The 15,293-nt window shown below is 70.7% G+C and carries 17 protein-coding genes; 6 read left to right on the top strand and 11 right to left on the bottom strand.

Annotated features, from left to right (window positions below; translation table 11 throughout):
* Positions 1-12 precede the first annotated feature (12 nt).
* Positions 13-603, bottom strand: coding sequence for a TetR/AcrR family transcriptional regulator (locus ACQF4J_RS20975; RefSeq protein ID WP_427166475.1), 591 nt, complete (start codon positions 601-603; stop codon positions 13-15).
* A gap of 95 nt (positions 604-698) precedes the next feature.
* Between ACQF4J_RS20975 and ACQF4J_RS20970 the strand changes: the two genes are divergently transcribed.
* Complete coding sequence (locus ACQF4J_RS20970; protein ID WP_427166473.1) at positions 699-1,517, top strand: class I SAM-dependent methyltransferase; 819 nt, start codon at positions 699-701, stop codon at positions 1,515-1,517.
* Here ACQF4J_RS20970 and ACQF4J_RS20965 read toward each other — a convergent pair.
* Together ACQF4J_RS20965 and ACQF4J_RS20960 are read right to left on the bottom strand one after the other, a co-directional pair.
* Positions 1,501-1,683, bottom strand: coding sequence for a DUF397 domain-containing protein (locus ACQF4J_RS20965; RefSeq protein WP_427166471.1), 183 nt, complete (start codon positions 1,681-1,683; stop codon positions 1,501-1,503). The two genes, ACQF4J_RS20970 and ACQF4J_RS20965, sit on opposite strands and share 17 nt — an antisense overlap.
* Positions 1,680-2,507, bottom strand: a complete 828-nt coding sequence (locus ACQF4J_RS20960; protein ID WP_427166470.1) for a helix-turn-helix domain-containing protein — start codon at positions 2,505-2,507, stop codon at positions 1,680-1,682. The genes ACQF4J_RS20965 and ACQF4J_RS20960 overlap by 4 nt, the downstream gene beginning before the upstream one ends.
* Before the next feature lie 113 nt (positions 2,508-2,620).
* Between ACQF4J_RS20960 and ACQF4J_RS20955 the strand changes: the two genes are divergently transcribed.
* Positions 2,621-3,028 carry an ATP-binding protein gene (locus ACQF4J_RS20955; RefSeq protein WP_351582644.1) on the top strand — a complete coding sequence of 136 codons (408 nt, stop codon included), beginning with the start codon at positions 2,621-2,623 and terminating at the stop codon, positions 3,026-3,028.
* A gap of 20 nt (positions 3,029-3,048) precedes the next feature.
* Here ACQF4J_RS20955 and argS read toward each other — a convergent pair whose 3' ends face one another.
* Positions 3,049-4,809: an arginine--tRNA ligase gene (argS, locus tag ACQF4J_RS20950; RefSeq protein ID WP_351582642.1), complete on the bottom strand. Its 1,761-nt coding sequence runs from the start codon at positions 4,807-4,809 to the stop codon at positions 3,049-3,051.
* Between the two features lie 127 nt (positions 4,810-4,936).
* On the opposite strand from argS, the gene lysS reads away from it, so the two are divergent.
* Positions 4,937-6,679, top strand: coding sequence for a lysine--tRNA ligase (gene lysS / locus ACQF4J_RS20945; protein ID WP_351582640.1), 1,743 nt, complete (start codon positions 4,937-4,939; stop codon positions 6,677-6,679).
* A gap of 79 nt (positions 6,680-6,758) precedes the next feature.
* Here lysS and ACQF4J_RS20940 read toward each other — a convergent pair whose 3' ends face one another.
* From ACQF4J_RS20940 to ACQF4J_RS20930, 3 genes are all read right to left on the bottom strand, one after another.
* Entirely contained in the window at positions 6,759-8,069 is a 1,311-nt protein-coding gene (locus ACQF4J_RS20940; protein WP_351806220.1) for a DUF2637 domain-containing protein, read from the bottom strand.
* A gap of 156 nt (positions 8,070-8,225) precedes the next feature.
* Complete coding sequence (locus ACQF4J_RS20935; RefSeq protein ID WP_351583181.1) at positions 8,226-9,131, bottom strand: DUF3558 family protein; 906 nt, start codon at positions 9,129-9,131, stop codon at positions 8,226-8,228.
* A 135-nt stretch (positions 9,132-9,266) separates the two neighbouring features.
* Complete coding sequence (locus ACQF4J_RS20930; RefSeq protein WP_351806223.1) at positions 9,267-10,106, bottom strand: DUF3558 domain-containing protein; 840 nt, start codon at positions 10,104-10,106, stop codon at positions 9,267-9,269.
* Positions 10,107-10,311: 205 nt separating this feature from the next.
* Between ACQF4J_RS20930 and ACQF4J_RS20925 the strand changes: the two genes are divergently transcribed.
* On the top strand, positions 10,312-11,505 hold the full coding sequence (locus ACQF4J_RS20925) for an RtcB family protein (RefSeq protein WP_427166467.1): 1,194 nt from the start codon (positions 10,312-10,314) through the stop codon (positions 11,503-11,505).
* A gap of 1 nt (position 11,506) precedes the next feature.
* Here ACQF4J_RS20925 and ACQF4J_RS20920 read toward each other — a convergent pair whose 3' ends face one another.
* Genes ACQF4J_RS20920 through ACQF4J_RS20905 form a run of 4 tightly spaced genes read right to left on the bottom strand, consistent with a single transcriptional unit; the run spans position 11,507 to position 14,093 of the window.
* Positions 11,507-12,769, bottom strand: a complete 1,263-nt coding sequence (locus ACQF4J_RS20920; protein ID WP_427166465.1) for a tyrosine-protein phosphatase — start codon at positions 12,767-12,769, stop codon at positions 11,507-11,509.
* A gap of 17 nt (positions 12,770-12,786) precedes the next feature.
* Positions 12,787-12,927: a hypothetical protein gene (locus ACQF4J_RS20915; RefSeq protein WP_174267438.1), complete on the bottom strand. Its 141-nt coding sequence runs from the start codon at positions 12,925-12,927 to the stop codon at positions 12,787-12,789.
* Positions 12,924-13,700, bottom strand: a complete 777-nt coding sequence (locus tag ACQF4J_RS20910; protein WP_351583165.1) for an SDR family NAD(P)-dependent oxidoreductase — start codon at positions 13,698-13,700, stop codon at positions 12,924-12,926. The genes ACQF4J_RS20915 and ACQF4J_RS20910 overlap by 4 nt, the downstream gene beginning before the upstream one ends.
* 54 nt (positions 13,701-13,754) lie before the next feature.
* Positions 13,755-14,093 (bottom strand): YnfA family protein, encoded by a 339-nt coding sequence (locus ACQF4J_RS20905; protein WP_351583162.1) that lies wholly within the window; start codon positions 14,091-14,093, stop codon positions 13,755-13,757.
* A 99-nt stretch (positions 14,094-14,192) separates the two neighbouring features.
* On the opposite strand from ACQF4J_RS20905, the gene ACQF4J_RS20900 reads away from it, so the two are divergent.
* Both ACQF4J_RS20900 and ACQF4J_RS20895 read left to right on the top strand, forming a co-directional pair.
* The gene (locus ACQF4J_RS20900) at positions 14,193-14,660 is read left to right on the top strand and encodes a hypothetical protein (RefSeq protein WP_351583154.1); all 468 of its coding nucleotides are present in this window, start codon (positions 14,193-14,195) and stop codon (positions 14,658-14,660) included.
* Between the two features lie 94 nt (positions 14,661-14,754).
* Positions 14,755-15,228 (top strand): MarR family winged helix-turn-helix transcriptional regulator, encoded by a 474-nt coding sequence (locus tag ACQF4J_RS20895; protein ID WP_351583151.1) that lies wholly within the window; start codon positions 14,755-14,757, stop codon positions 15,226-15,228.
* Positions 15,229-15,293 lie beyond the last annotated feature (65 nt).

Below are 15,293 nucleotides of genomic sequence, written 5' to 3'. Positions count from 1 at the left end.
CCTACTGAACCGTCAGCGCAGCGCGGCGGCCATCACGGTCGTCACCACCGCGCGGACGGCCGAGGCGTCCGGCGCGGGGCTCTCCCGGTCCGCGTACAGCAAATGCGCCGCGCCGAGCAGTGTGGGGGCGAGCACGGCCGGGTCGGCGCCGGGCGCGAGACGGCCCAGGTCGCTTTCGGCGGCGAGGTAGGCGGCGAGCATCGCGGCCGCCTCCGTCAGCAGCGGGATGCCGGCCGCGCAACCGGCCGCCCTCAGCCGGGCACGCAGCTCGTCACGGGCGATGACCAGGCTCACGACGGCCACCCCGACCGCGTCGAACACCTCGGCCAGGGCCCCGGTGAGGTGGTCGGTGACGGAGCCGGTCCCGGCGGCGGCCCGCAGCCCCTCGGCCACCGCGTCCAGCCGTCCGATACGCCCGAGCACCAGCTCCGCCAGGAACGCGTCGAAGTCCGCGAAGTGCCGGTGCAGCACCCCCTTGGCGCACCCCGCCTCCGCGGTCACCGCCCTGCTGGTCAGCCCTCCGGGGCCGTCCCGCAGCAGGATGCGCTCGGCGGCGTCGAAGAGCTGCTGGCGGGGGTCGCGGATGGCCACTCCGGTCGGCATGCGGTCCTCTCGTACGAAGCGGGCGGGCGGGCGCCCGATGACGAGTGGGCGGGTGCCCATTGACGAGTGGGCGACCGCCCACACATAGTGGGCGCATGCCCACTTTAGCTGTTCCCGAGGGCACGCCCGAGCCCCACCGCAGCCGCGACATCGCCGAGTCCTTCGGCACGGACGCCGAGCGCTACGACCGGGCCCGCCCCCGCTACCCCGAGGCCCTGATCGCCCGCATCGCCGCCACCGCCCCCGGCCCCGACCTCCTCGACGTCGGCTGCGGAACCGGCATCGCCGCCCGGCAGTTCCAGGCGGCCGGGTGCACGGTCCTCGGTGTCGAACCCGACCCGCGGATGGCCGAGTTGGCGCGACGGCTCGGCACGGACACGGAGGTGGCGACGTTCGAGGACTGGGAGCCCGGTGAGCGGCGCTTCGACGTCGTCGCCGCCGCGACCGCCTGGCACTGGGTCGACCTCGCCGCGGGCGCGGGCAAGGCGGCGCGGGTGCTGCGGCCGGGCGGCCTGCTGGTCCCGTTCTGGAACGTCGCCGAGACCCCGCCCGACCTCGCGGAAGCCGTCGCCGACGCCGCCGAACGCGTCATGCCGGACTCCCCGTTCGACTTCCGGGCGATCCTCACCCGGTCCATGATCGACGGCTACCAGGTCTTCCTCAGCCGGGCCGCCGACGCCATCCGGGCGGCGGACGGTGGGTTCGGTGAGCCCGAACAGTGGCGGTACGACTGGGAGTTCACCTACACCCGTGACGCCTGGCTGGACGTCCTGCCCACCCAGGGCGCGTTCACCCGCCTCCGTCCCGACCAACTGGCCGAGATCCTCGACGCGGTGGGCACCGCCATCGACGCCCGTGGCGGCACGGTCACGATGCCGTACGCGACGCTGGCGCTCGTCACCTGCTCGCGGTGAAGGCGGCCCAGGCGGCCGGGGTGACGTGGAGGACGGGGCCCGTGTCCGCGGGGTTCTTGGAGTCGCGGACGTGGATGGTGTGGGGGGTGGGGGCGACTTCGAGGCACTGGCCGCCTTCGTCGCCGCTGTAGGACGACTTGAACCACTGAAGTGCTTCGGCGCTCATTGCTCTCCTAGCAGGCGGTCGAGCAGGTCCCCGGAGTCCTGTGTGGTCAGGGCCTGTGTCCGCAGCATCGCATACTTGCGCGCCAGCCTGGAGACCTCATCCGCGTCAGAAACCCACTGGCTGCCGCGCTGCGATTCGGTGTACGCGAGGTGCTGGTGGTCCGGCGTTTCGAGCAGGGTGAAAGGGCCATTCATCCCCGCGTGAGACGGACTGCTCAGTGGCAGGAACTGCAGAGCCACGCAGGGCAGTTCGGCGACAGAGCGTAGATGCCGCAGCTGTTCCCGCCGCACTTCCGGCTCACCGATGCGCATGTGCAGCACCGGCTCCCAGACGATGAAGCTCAGCGTCGGCGGGTTCCTGCGGTGCAGGATCTCCTGACGCTTGAGACGGGCGGCCGTGCTCGTCTCGATCTCGTCCTCGTCATACGCGGGGACGCGGTTGCGCAGGACGGCGCGGACGTGGGCCTCGGTCTGCAGCAGGCCGGGGACGACCGCGTTGTCGTACCAGGACAGCGCGATCGCCTCCCGCTCATGCTCCATGTACAGCTCCGCCCACATCGGGAACTGGTCGATCTCCGGCAGGTTGGCCACGCCCGCCGGCAGGGTCCCCTTGGTCTGGAGGACGTCGTCCAGCACCGTGGCCAGGTCCGGCTTCAGGGCCCGTCTGCCCTGCTCGATCGACGCGATCGTCTCCTCGTCGACCCTGACGAGTTCGGCGAGGGCGCTCTGGGTGAGACCCGCGGCGCGACGCGCGGCGCCGAGCTGCTTGCCCAGCATCTTCATGGACGTGAGGTTCTTCGGCCGCGGCGGCCTCCTGGCGCTCATGCAGGTCTCCATCCCCCTCGACACGCGTACGTCACCCGGTGCGAGCCCGTACAAAAAATCTGTACGGGTTCACCGAGTGATCAACGCTAGTCACTCTCCGCGACTCTCGTCCTGTGAACGACAGGACTCAACTCCCCTGCCTGCGCGAGCGGTTCCTGCGCCGCGAGCGTCGATCCGTGCAGGCCGCGCGGCGGTTCACGGCCGAGACCCTCGCCGGCTGGGGTCTCGCCGGGACGGACCGCGCCGACGACGTACTGCTCTGCGTGAGCGAACTGGTGACCAACGCCCTGCTGCACGGCGTCCCGCCCGGCCGCCACTCGCGGCTGCTCCTGCGCTACGACGGGCGGGTGCTGGGCGTCGAGGTGCACGACAGCGGCCCCGGTGTGCCCCGCGTCGTGGACGACGGGGACACCGGAGCCGAGGGCGGCCGCGGACTCCTGCTGGTCGCGGCACTGAGCGACAAGTGGGGCGTGCGGGAGCGGGAGTTGGGCAAGGCGGTGTGGTGCGAGTTCCTGTGCTAACCCGATGCCCGCTCCTGCCGTCAGAGGCGCTCGGGCGTCCTGATGCCCAGCAGGGCCATGCCCTGGTGCAGGGTGCGGGCCGTCATGTCGCACAGGAACAGACGGTTCTCGACCTGCGCCGGGGTGTCGGCCTTGAGGACCGGGCACTTGTCGTAGAACGACGTGTAGAGGGACGCCAGCTGGTACAGGTACGCCGCCAGCTTGTGCGGGGCGTACTCCGCCGCCGCCTCGAAGACCGTGTCGCCGAACGCGTCCAGGTGCAGGCCCAACGCCCGCTCCGCCGCCGTCAGTTCCAGCTCCGGGTGCGCGGCCGGCTTCGTCTCGCCCGCCTTGCGCAGGATCGACTGGATACGGGCGTACGCGTACTGGAGGTAGACGGACGTGTCGCCGTTCAGCGAGACCATCTGGTCCAGGTCGAACTTGTAGTCCCGGTTGGGGGACGTGGACAGGTCCGCGTACTTCACCGCGCCGATGCCGACCTGCGCGGCCCGCTCCTGGATCTCGTCCTCGGTGAGGTCCTGCGCCTTCTCCCGGACGACCTCGGCGGCCCGCTGCACCGCCTCGTCCAGCAGGTCCTCCAGCCGTACGGTCTCGCCCTCACGCGTCTTGAACGGCTTGCCGTCCGCGCCGAGCACCGTGCCGTAGCCCATGTTGTGCGCGGTGACGTCGTCGGTCAGCCAGCCGGCCCGCCGGGCCGCCTCGAAGACCATCTTGAAGTGCAGCGACTGCCGCACGTCCACGACGTACAGGAGCGAGGTGGCGTGCAGGTCGGTGACCCGGTTGCGGATCGCCGTCAGGTCGGAGGCCGCGTAGCCGAAGCCGCCGTCCGCCTTCTGCACGATCAGCGGCACCGGCTGGTCGTCCTTGCCCCGGATGTCCTCGAAGAACACGACGAGCGCGCCCTCGGAGCGCACCGCGACACCCATCTCCTCCAGGAGGCGGGCGGTCTCCGGCATGCCGTCGTTGTACGCGGACTCGCCGACGATCTCCTCGTCGCGGATCTCCATGTCCAGCTTCTCGAAGACGGAGTAGAAGTAGACCTTCGACTCGTCCACGAACTGCTGCCACAGCTCGAGCGTCTCCTTGTCGCCGGACTGCAGGGCGACGACACGCTTGCGCGCCCGCTCCTTGAACTCCTCGTCCGCGTCGAAGACGGCACGCGAGGCCTTGTACACCCGGTTGAGGTTGCTCATCGCCTGCTCGCCGTCGACGTCGGCCGCCGGGGCCAGCTCGCCGGGGTTCTCGAACAGGTACTGGATGAGCATGCCGAACTGGGTGCCCCAGTCGCCGATGTGGTGCCGGCCGATCGTCTGCTCGCCGGTGAAGTCGAGCATGCCCCGCAGCGCGTCACCGATGACCGCGGAGCGCAGGTGACCGACGTGCATCTCCTTCGCCACGTTCGGCTGGGCGTAGTCGATGACCGTGATGCCCGCGTTCTCCTTCAGCGGCACACCGAGCCGGTCGCCGTCCGCGTACCGGGCGGCGAGGTTCCCGGTGATCGCCCGGTCGGCGATCGTGAGGTTCAGGAAGCCGGGGCCGGACACCTCGACGTCCTTGATCAGCTCGTCGCCGGTGGTGATCCGCTCGACCACCTGCGTCGCCAGCTCCCGCGGGTTCGCCTTCGCCTTCTTGGCGAGCGCCAGGATGCCGTTGGCCTGGAAGTCGGCCCGGTCACTGCGTCGCAGCAGCGGGTCCGCGCCGGCGGCCTCCGGCAGGGTGGCCGAGAGGGCGGACGCGAGCTGCTGCTGGACGGAGTCGCTGAGGGACGTGACCGAGGCCATAGGAAGGGGTGCCGTTCTCCTCGTGGGAATGGATAGACCCAATCAGTATCCCATGGGGGGTAAAGCGGTTTTCCCGGTCGCACGACCGTCTGTGACAATGGAGCGTCACCCGTTCAGAAAGAAGGACGTGCCGATCGTGGCTCAGAGCACCGAGACCACCGACTGGGTCTCCCGTTTCGCGGATGAGGTCATCGAGGAGTCGGAGCGTCGGGCCCCGGGCAAACCGGTCGTCGTCGCGTCCGGACTCTCCCCCTCGGGCCCCATCCACCTCGGCAACCTCCGCGAGGTCATGACCCCGCACCTCGTCGCCGACGAGGTCCGCCGCCGCGGCCACCAGGTGCGCCACCTCATCTCCTGGGACGACTACGACCGCTACCGCAAGGTGCCCAAGGGCATCGCCGGGGTCGACGAGGACGCCTGGGCCGAGCACATCGGCAAGCCGCTGACCTCCGTCCCGGCGCCCAAGGGGTCGGCGTACCCGAACTGGGCCGAGCACTTCAAGGCCGCGATGATCGAGTCGCTGGCCGAGCTCGGCGTGGAGTTCGACGGGATCAGCCAGACCGAGCAGTACACCTCCGGTGTGTACCGCGACCAGATCCTGCACGCCATGCGGCACCGCGGCGACATCGACGCCATCCTCGACCAGTACCGGACGAAGAAGGCCCCCGCCAAGCAGCAGCAGAAGCCTCTCGACGAGGCCGAGCTGGAGGCCGCGGAGGGCTCGGGCGCGGCCGGCGAGGACGACGGCAGCGGCGGCTCCGCCGGGTACTTCCCGTACAAGCCGTACTGCGGCAACTGCGAGAAGGACCTCACCACGGTCACCTCGTACGACGACGACACCACCGAACTGACCTACTCCTGCACCGTCTGCGGCTTCGCCGAGACCGTCCGGCTCAACGAGTTCAACCGCGGCAAGCTGGTCTGGAAGGTCGACTGGCCGATGCGCTGGGCCTACGAGGGCGTGATCTTCGAGCCCTCCGGCGTCGACCACTCGTCCCCCGGCTCCAGCTTCCAGGTCGGCGGGCAGATCGTCGGGATCTTCGGCGGCAAGCAGCCCATCGGCCCCATGTACGCCTTCGTGGGAATCAGCGGCATGGCGAAGATGTCCTCTTCGCGGGGCGGCGTGCCGACCCCCGCAGACGCCCTGAAGATCATGGAGCCGCAGCTCCTGCGCTGGCTCTACGCCCGCCGCCGCCCCAACCAGTCCTTCAAGATCGCCTTCGACCAGGAGATCCAGCGCCTCTACGACGAGTGGGACAAGCTGGACGCCAAGGTCGCCGACGGCAGCGCCCTGCCGGCCGACGTCGCCGCGCACGCGCGTGCGGTGGGCACGGCCGCCGGCGAGCTGCCGAGGACCCCGCGCCCCCTGCCGTACCGCACCCTGGCCTCCGTCGCGGACATCACCGCCGGACACGAGGACCAGGCGCTGCGCATCCTCAGCGACCTGGACCCCGCCAACCCGCTCGGCTCCCTCGACGAGGCCCGGCCGCGCTACGACAAGGCCGAGGCCTGGATCAACACGCACGTCCCCGCCGACCAGCGGACCATCGTGCGCGAGGAGCCGGACGCCGAGCTGCTGAAGTCCCTCGACGAGGCGTCCCAGCAGTCCGTGCGGCTGCTGCTCGACGGCCTCGCCGAGCACTGGTCGCTCGACGGGCTCACCCACCTCGTCTACGGCGTGCCCAAGGTGCAGGCCGGCTTCCCGGCCGACGCCACGCCCAAGGAGCTGCCCGCGGAGATCAAGACCGCCCAGCGGACCTTCTTCGCCCTGCTCTACCACCTGCTCGTCGGCCGGGACACCGGCCCGCGCCTGCCCACGCTGCTGCTCGCGGTCGGCCAGGAGCGGGTGCGACGCCTGCTCGGCGAGTAGCCCGCGTCATACGAGGATGGGGCGTCCGGTGCCTGGCACCGGACGCCCCATCCTCGCACGTACCAGCTCCTCGTACGCGCTAGGCGATGTGGTCCTCCTGCAGCTCCGCCGTGTGGCGGTTGGTGAAACGGTTGACCATGCGCTCCGCGTCACGCTGCGGCAGCGAGACGCCGTACGTCGCCTCGACGTCACCGCGCAGCTGGCCGGCCGTCGGATAGCTGCCGTCTATCGACTTCTTGAAGACCTGGTAGAAGTCCTCCTCCGTCGGCGCCGCGGGCTCCGGCGTGCCGCCGCCCTCCCCCAGCTCGCGGGTCCGGTTCGGACCCACCGGTATGGGGAAGGTGCCGGTCTCCTCCGGAGAGGGCTCCTGACCGGGCAGCGGGGGCTCCTCCTCGAACTGCTCGCGGTACTGGTCCGCCTGCTGCTGCTCCTCGTACCACTGGGCGTACTGGTCCGAGGGGTCGTAGGTCGGGTCGTAGCCGCCGTGGTACTCGATCTGCTGCGGAGGGCGCGCGTGCAGCCACGGGCTCACCTCCGGCTCCGGCTGGCCGTACGGGGGCTCGGCAACGGGCGGGCCCGCCAGCTCCTGGCGCTGCTCGCCCACGGGCGCCGCTCGCTGCGGGACCGGCGCCGCCACGGCGGCACGACCGCCCGCGGCCGAAGCGGCCTCGAACTGGGGGGCCGGCGGGAGCAGGACCGGCTCGATGCCCGCCGCGGCCAGGCCCGCCGGAGCCGTATCCGCCAGCGGAACGCCGTACCGGGCCAGCCGCAACGGCATCAGCGACTCCACCGGGGCCTTCCGGCGCCAGGCCCGGCCGAACCGCGAATGCAGGCGCGCCCGGTAGACCAGCCGCTCCTGCTCCAGCTTGATCACCTGGTCGTAGGAGCGCAGCTCCCACAGCTTCATGCGCCGCCACAGCAGGAACGTCGGCACGGGGGAGAGCAGCCATCGGGTCAGGCGGACGCCCTCCATGTGCTTGTCCGCCGTGATGTCCGCGATCCGGCCGATCGCGTGCCGGGCCGCCTCCACCGCCACGATGAACAGCACCGGGATCACACCGTGCATGCCCACACCCAGCGGGTCCGGCCAGGCCGCCGCGCCGTTGAACGCGATCGTCGCCGCCGTCAGCAGCCAGGCCGTCTGGCGCAGCAGCGGGAACGGGATGCGGATCCAGGTCAGGAGGAGGTCCAGGGCGAGCAGGACACAGATACCGGCGTCGATGCCGACCGGGAACACGTACGCGAAGTTCCCGAAGCCCTTCTTGATGGCCAACTCGCGGACGGCCGCGTACGAACCGGCGAAGCCGATGCCGGCGATGATCACGGCGCCGGTCACGACCACGCCGATGAGAACGCGGTGCATCCGAGTCAGCTGCAGTGGCGCTGCCACCCGTACTCCCCTCCCATTGCGTGTTGTTGCGCGCAACAGGGTGGCACATGTGTGCGCCGCACGTGTTGCCGGTACGGCAGGAGCCCGACCCCCGCACGGGGCCGGGCTCCGTCGTACAGCGCGTCTGAGCTGCTGGTTGACGTCCTGATGTGACGGTTAGCTCTTCTTCGACGCTGAGGAGGAAGGGGAAGCCGAAGCGGACTTCGCGGCCTTCGAGGGCGACGCGGACGCCGACGGGGACTTCGACGCCGACTTCGACGGCGAAGGGCTCGCCGTGCCCGCACCCGTGCCCGAGCCCGTGCCGCCGGCGCCGTTCGCCGCCGACACCGTGGCCACCGCCTCCTTCGCCGCCTGCTCGGCCAGCTTCGCGAGGGCCTTCGCGTCCGGGGTCTTCTCACCGGCCAGGCCGGCGCCGTTGTAGTCGACCGTGACGACCACGTTCTCGACCCGCGCCACGACCGTCTGCTGCTTGAAGGACCCCTCCTTCTTCTTCAGGTCGTAGTGCACCAGCGTCGCCTCGTCGCCCGTCCCGGCGACCGTCTGCCACTTGGTGTTCTTCGCGCCCTCGACCGCCTGGGCGTCCTTGACCTGCTTCGTGAAGTACTCGTGCGCCAGCTGGTTGCCCTCACCGCGCGCGGCGTCCGAGTCGAAGCGCAGCAACGAGACGTTCAGCCAGCGGAACTGCGAGCCCTTCACACCGTTGTTGTCCAGGCTGGTCCAGGAGCAGCTCGCACGCGTCGCCGCATCGCTCGACGTGCCCTTCTTGCCGGACTTGACCCCCTTCGGCACCAGCGAGGTCAACGTCTTCTTCGACAACACCCCGCACGAGTCCGGCAACTTCGAGTACGCGGCCGCCTGCACGGTCGGAGACGCGCTCGCGCCCGCGGACGCGGCGGTGTCGCCACCCGCCGACCCCTTGCCGGCGCTCTTGTCACCGGAACCGGAGTCCGAGGAACATCCGGCCACCAGCAGTACCACCGGCACCGCCGCCGCGCACACAAGGACGCGGCCACGCCCCTTCGCTCGCTGGCTCCGCTGATCTCGCTCTGCTGCTCGCTGCATGGTTCCTTCACTCATGACGCTCGTGATTCCTGCGGTCGGCGTTCAGGTCCGAGGGGCCACGGTACGCGGTGAGGAACCTGTGCGGTTTTGTTTCGAAGGCTTTGCGCAGAGGTGTGAGGGACCGGCGAACACCGGCTAACCGGCCAGCGTGTCCGCCAGCTTGGAGGCCAGATTCCGGGCCCTGTCCTGCATTTCCTTGCTGTCGGGGACCGTGCCGACCGTCGCCGGCTGCTCCTCGTACTCGATGGTCACGATCACGTTGGACGTGCGGAACGCCACAGTCACCGTGCGCTGCTGAGCCGTCGAAGCGGACCCGCTCACCACGTCGTTCACGAACGCCTCGTCACCGAGATCCGACAACGTGCGCGGCAGGAGGCTGCTGGGCGTCGCGGAGGAGGAAGGGGAGGCCGAGGCGGACGACGACGAGGATGACGACGGTGCGGACGACGACGGTGCGGACGACGACGGCGACGAGCTGGGCGAGTTGCTGAAATCGGCGGTGGCGGAGGCGTCCGCGGACGGCGGCTGAGGAAGGTCCGCCGCCTCCTCCTTCTTCGCGAACAGCTCCTGCGCCTGGGCGTCGTCGCTCACGGCGTTGTCGTACGACACCACCCGCTCGAAGTCGACGAGGAGATGGTCGGTGGCGTCGGACGACTCCACCTTCCAACGGCAACCCGCCTTGCGGTCCGTGTCGTACGTCAGCGTCGCCTCGCCCTCGTACGCCTTGTCCCGCTGCTCGGTGTCCGTGATCTGCTTGATGCCCGGAAGCAGCGAGTCCAGCGTGCCGTGACCGACCGCGGTGCACGGCTCGGGGAGCGTGTCGTACTTGCCCGGCTGGGCCACGGCGGTCGCCGTGCCGGCGCCGCCGGGGTTCGCGTCGTCGGTGCTGCCGGTGTCCTTCGGGCCGCCGGTGCAGCCGGCCAACAGCGCCGCGAGGAGCGCGACGACGCCGGTTACGTAGGCCTTCCGCTGCACGGTCGGGCTCCCTTCGACGGTGGGGTCCGGGCGATCACTACCAGTGTCCCCGCTGGTTATTCGCTTGCCGCACAGGGGCGCACCCTGCAGACAATGTGTATCGCACGCAACACCGCGAACGCCGGTCCGATGTCCCTTTCGTTGATCATGACGCGGCTTTTGCGATTCTAGACTTCTGTCATGTTTTCGGGGGAAAGAGGACGTTATGTCGTACGTGGAGATACCGGGTGCCAAGGTGCCCATCCGCATGTGGGCCGACCCGGCGTCGGTCGAGGACGTCGCCCTGCAGCAGCTGCGCAACGTCGCGACCCTGCCGTGGATCAAGGGCCTGGCGGTGATGCCGGACGTCCACTACGGAAAGGGCGCGACGGTCGGCTCGGTCATCGCGATGCGGGGGGCGGTGTGTCCCGCGGCGGTGGGGGTGGACATCGGGTGCGGGATGTCGGCGGTGAAGACGTCGCTGACGGCGAACGACCTCCCCGGCGACCTCTCGCGGCTCCGCTCGAAGATCGAGCAGGCCATTCCGGTGGGACGCGGCATGCACGACGACCCTGTCGACCCGGCCCGCCTGCACGGCTTCGCCACCGCCGGGTGGGACGACTTCTGGGGGCGCTTCGGCGGGGTCGCGGAGGCGGTGAAGTTCCGTCATGAGCGCGCGGGGAAGCAGATGGGCACCCTGGGGTCGGGCAATCACTTTGTGGAAGTGTGTACCGATACGACCGGTGCTGTCTGGCTGATGCTCCACTCCGGCTCGCGCAACATCGGCAAGGAACTCGCCGAGCACCACATCGGCGTGGCCCAGAAGCTCCCGCACAACCAGGGCCTGGTCGACCGCGACCTCGCCGTCTTCGTCGCGGACACCCCGCAGATGGCGGCGTACCGCAACGACCTGTTCTGGGCGCAGGAGTACGCGAAGTACAACCGCACGATCATGATGGCGCTCCTGAAGGACGTGGTCCGCAAGGAGTTCCGCAAGGCGAAGCCGACGTTCGAGCCCGAGATCAGCGCCCACCACAACTACGTGGCCGAGGAGCGCTACGAGGGCATGGACCTGCTCGTCACCCGCAAGGGCGCGATCCGCGCGGGCTCCGGCGAGTACGGGATCATCCCCGGCTCCATGGGCACGGGTTCGTACATCGTGAAGGGCCTCGGCAACGAGAAGGCCTTCAACTCGGCGTCCCACGGCGCGGGTCGGCGCATGAGCCGCAACGCGGCCAAGCGCCGGTTCTCGACGAAGGACCTGGAGGAGCAGACGCGGGGCGTGGAGTGCCGCAAGGACTCCGGCGTCGTCGACGAGATCCCGGGCGCCTACAAGCCGATCGAGCAGGTCATCGACCAGCAGCGGGACCTGGTGGAGGTCGTGGCGAAGCTGAAGCAGGTCGTCTGCGTGAAGGGCTGAGTCAGCTCAGCCGCTTCTCCAGCAGGGTCACCGCGTACGGGCTGCCCGTGCCGTCCGTCTTGGCCGGTTGTTCTCCCACCACCCGGTAGCCCGCCGACTCGTAGTACGCGCGGAGTCGGGGGTTGGAGGACAGGCAGTCCAGGCGGGCGTACGGGCGGCCTGTGGCGGTGATGCGGGATTCCGCTTCGGCCAGCAGCGCGCGGCCCGTGCCCGGGGGAGCCGTGTGCGGGGTCGTCATCAGGCGGTGGATGTAACCCGCGTCCGCGGGGCGTCCGCCCCAGGCCGCCCGGTCCTGCCACCACAGTTCCCAGGCGCCGGTCAGATGGGGGCCCGCGTACGACAGCCAGACCTCACCGTCCTCCATGCGCGTGCGGAAGTGGGCCTCGTCCTTCTCGCCCGGCTTCCACTGGTCGATGCCGCGTGCCAGCTGCCACAGGGCCGCCGTGTCGCGCAGGCGGACCAGGGTGGTGGCGTCGGCCGGGGTCGCCCTGCGGTAGGTCGGGGGCGGCCAGGTGGTGGGGCGCGGTTCCAGAAGGGATGCGCGCAGGCGGGCGGCCAACGCGTCCGCGTCCATGCAGAGTTCCCGCGTCACGTACGTCTCGATCGAGCCGTAGCGTGCCTTCATGGACGCGAGGAAGGTGCGCATGACCGCCGCCGGGGCGCGGCCGAAGCCCAGCCAGGTCGGCGCGCGGCCCTCCCTGGCCGTCCAGGTCGCCAGCATCGCCGGTGTCGCCAGCTCGGTGAGGCTGTAGTCCTCGATGATCGTCTCGTCCGGGATGCCCAGCAAAGCCAGGACCAGCGCGGCCAGTTGACCCGTGCGGTCCTTTCCGGACGCACAGTGGAAGACCAGGGGTTCGGACGCCTCCGCCGCTGCCGCGATCAGTTCCAGGGCTCGGCGGATCTCCTTCGTGCCGTCCTCCGCCACCTCCATGTACCGCTCTGCCAGGTAGGGGCCCGGATCGATGTCGGGGTCCAGTGCCGGCTGGTCGTACGGGCGGTGCTCGATGCTGAGGTTGTGGTACCTGAAGGAGGCGTCGTCCGGGACGCGGCCCCGCTTCTCGGCCTCCCAGGGGTGGCGGAGGTCGATCACCGTGCGGATGCCCAAGGAGAGGAGGCGGGACCAGTCCCGCGTGCCCTGCCGCAGCTTGCCCAGGGAGTCCGCGCGGTACAGGCGGCCGGGGCGGACGCGGTGGCCGGCGGGGGTCGAATAGCCGCCCAGGTCGCGGAAGTTGTGCAGCGCCTCGAATGGTATGTGTCGGTCCACAGGCTGTGACTCTATGCCTACTTCGCGTGCAGCACGGCGTAGATCATCACGAACGCCACGATGTGGATGCCGAAGAGGAAGTAGCCGAGGTAGTACCAGACGTAGCGTTCGCGTTTCTTCTCCAGGGCGAGGCGCTGCCGCTCGGCGTCGTCGGTCACTGTGACTCCCGGTGGACCTTGGTGTTCGATGCCTGGGCGCGGGGGCGCAGCACCAGGAGGTCGACGTTGACGTGGGAGGGGCGGGTCACCGCCCAGGCGATGGTCTCCGCCACGTCGTCGGCGGTCAGCGGCTCGGCCACGCCCTCGTAGACCTTCGCGGCCTTCTGCGCGTCGCCGCCGAAGCGGGTGAGGGCGAACTCGTCCGTCCTGACCATGCCGGGCGCGATCTCGATCACGCGGACCGGCTGTCCGACGATCTCCAGGCGCAGGGTCTCGGCGAGGACGTGGGCGCCGTGCTTGGCGGCGACGTAGCCGGCGCCGCCCTCGTAGGTGCCGTGGCCGGCCGTCGAGGAGACCACGACCACCGTGCCGTCGCCGCTCGCGACGAGCTTGGGCAGGAGGGCCTGCGTGACGTTGAGGGTGCCGATGACGTTCGTCTCGTACATGGTGCGCCAGTCGGCGGGGTCGCCGGTGGCCACGGGGTCGGCGCCGAGGGCGCCGCCGGCGTTGTTGACCAGGACGCCGATCGTCCTGAACGCCGTCGCGAACTCGTCGACGGCCGCGCGGTCGGTGACGTCCAGCTGGTAGGCGGTGGCCTGGTGGCCCGCCTCGTTGATCTCCTTGGCCAGCGCCTCGATGCGGTCCTCCCGGCGGGCGGTGAGGACCACGCGGTAGCCGGCCGCGGCGAGCTGCCGGGCCGTGGCGGCGCCGATTCCGCTGCTCGCACCGGTCACGACGGCGATGCGGGAGGCGGCGGACGGTGCGGTGGCCATGCGGGGCTCCTGGGGTGGGTCGGGGCGTCGGCTGCCGTCCAGCGTAGGCGAGGGTCAGCCGCCGTTCCGCGGCGCCCACATGATCACGGCCATCCCGGCCAGGCAGATCAGCGCCCCGGTGATGTCCCACCGGTCCGGCCGGTAGCCGTCCGCGACCACTCCCCACAGGATCGATCCGGCCACGAAGACGCCGCCGTACGCGGCGAGGACGCGGCCGAAGTGGGCGTCGGGCTGGAAGGTGGCGACGAAGCCGTAGGCGCCGAGGGCGAGGACGCCCCCGGTGATCCACAGCCAGCCGCGGTGTTCGCGCAGGCCCTGCCAGATCAGCCAGGCGCCGCCGATCTCCAGGACGGCGGCGAGGACGAACAGGGTGGCGGAGCGGGCGACGAGCATGACGGCAGCCTCGCACGCCCGCTGTCACCTGATGGACGGCGCCTGGGCCGGGACTCGCGGGGGATACATGCGTAGGGCCACGTGGAGTGAGGAGTGGGTATGCGGAAGGTTCTCGCGGGGTTCGCGGCGCTGGCGGCGGTCGGCGGGGCGGCGGTTCCCGCCGGTGCCGTCGAGGCCGGCGGTCCCGAGGCCGATCTCGCCTATCACGGTGCCGTGTCCATGGCGGACGGCATGGTCGGCGTGCGGTTCACGCCGCGCAACCACGGGCCGTCGGCCGCGCCGGACGTGACGGTGCGGCTGCGCTGGTCGGCCGCGCTGGCGGACCGGCAGGAGCTGGCGGCGGGCTGTGTGCGGTCGGGGCCGCGGGTGGTGCTGTGCCGGGTGGGGGCGCTGCCGGCGGACGGCCTGGGGGAGCAGATCGCTCTGCGGGTACGGCTGCGGGCGGCGCCGTCGGAGGTGCTGCTGGCGTTGGACACGGTGTGGAGCGGCGGCACGGTCGACCGGAACCGGCAGAACGACCGGCAGCGGGTGCTCGTGCTGGACACGGGCGACGAGTACTACTTCTAGGGGCGCCGGCACAGAGCCTGCGGGCGGCATACGCCGGACACCGGTGCCTGCGTCGTACGATTTCTGTGCGGCGCAGAAGACGAAGGAGCGAGGCATGACGGAAACGGCACGGGAGCGGCTGCTGGACGAGCTGTCCACCGTCTCACGGCGCTACATGGCCTCGTACGCCCTGTTCAACCAGGCCGTCGCCGACCACATCGGGCTGCACCCGACCGACCTGCAGTGCCTGAACCTGCTCACGCTGGAGGGCGGGCCGGTGACGACGGGCCGGATCGCCGAGCTGACGGGCCTGACGACCGGGTCGGCGACGCGGCTGGTGGACCGGCTGGAGAAGGCGGGGTACGTCGTCCGCGAGCGGGACGCGGCCGACCGGCGCAAGGTGCTGGTGGCGACCGTGCCGGAGAAGGTCGCCGAGTTCGGGCGGATGTGGCAGCGGCTCAGCGGCGGCTGGTTCGCCCTCTTCGACGACCTGGACGACAACCAGCTCGCGGTGATCGTCGGACACATGAGGCGGACGGCGGACTTCAGCGGCCGCCAGGTGGCGCGCCTGCGCGCCGGCGCCGTCTAGCCGTCGGTCGTCCGGCGAGCGCCACGTTCGCCGCGTCGGCGGGGTCCAGGCCGGGCAAGTCGTGG

The organism is Streptomyces sp. C1-1 (assembly GCF_050214755.1).
Taxonomy (GTDB): Bacteria; Actinomycetota; Actinomycetes; order Streptomycetales; family Streptomycetaceae; genus Streptomyces.
The sequence above is the reverse complement of the archived record's forward strand: the minus strand, read 5'-3'. Positions and strand labels throughout refer to the sequence as shown.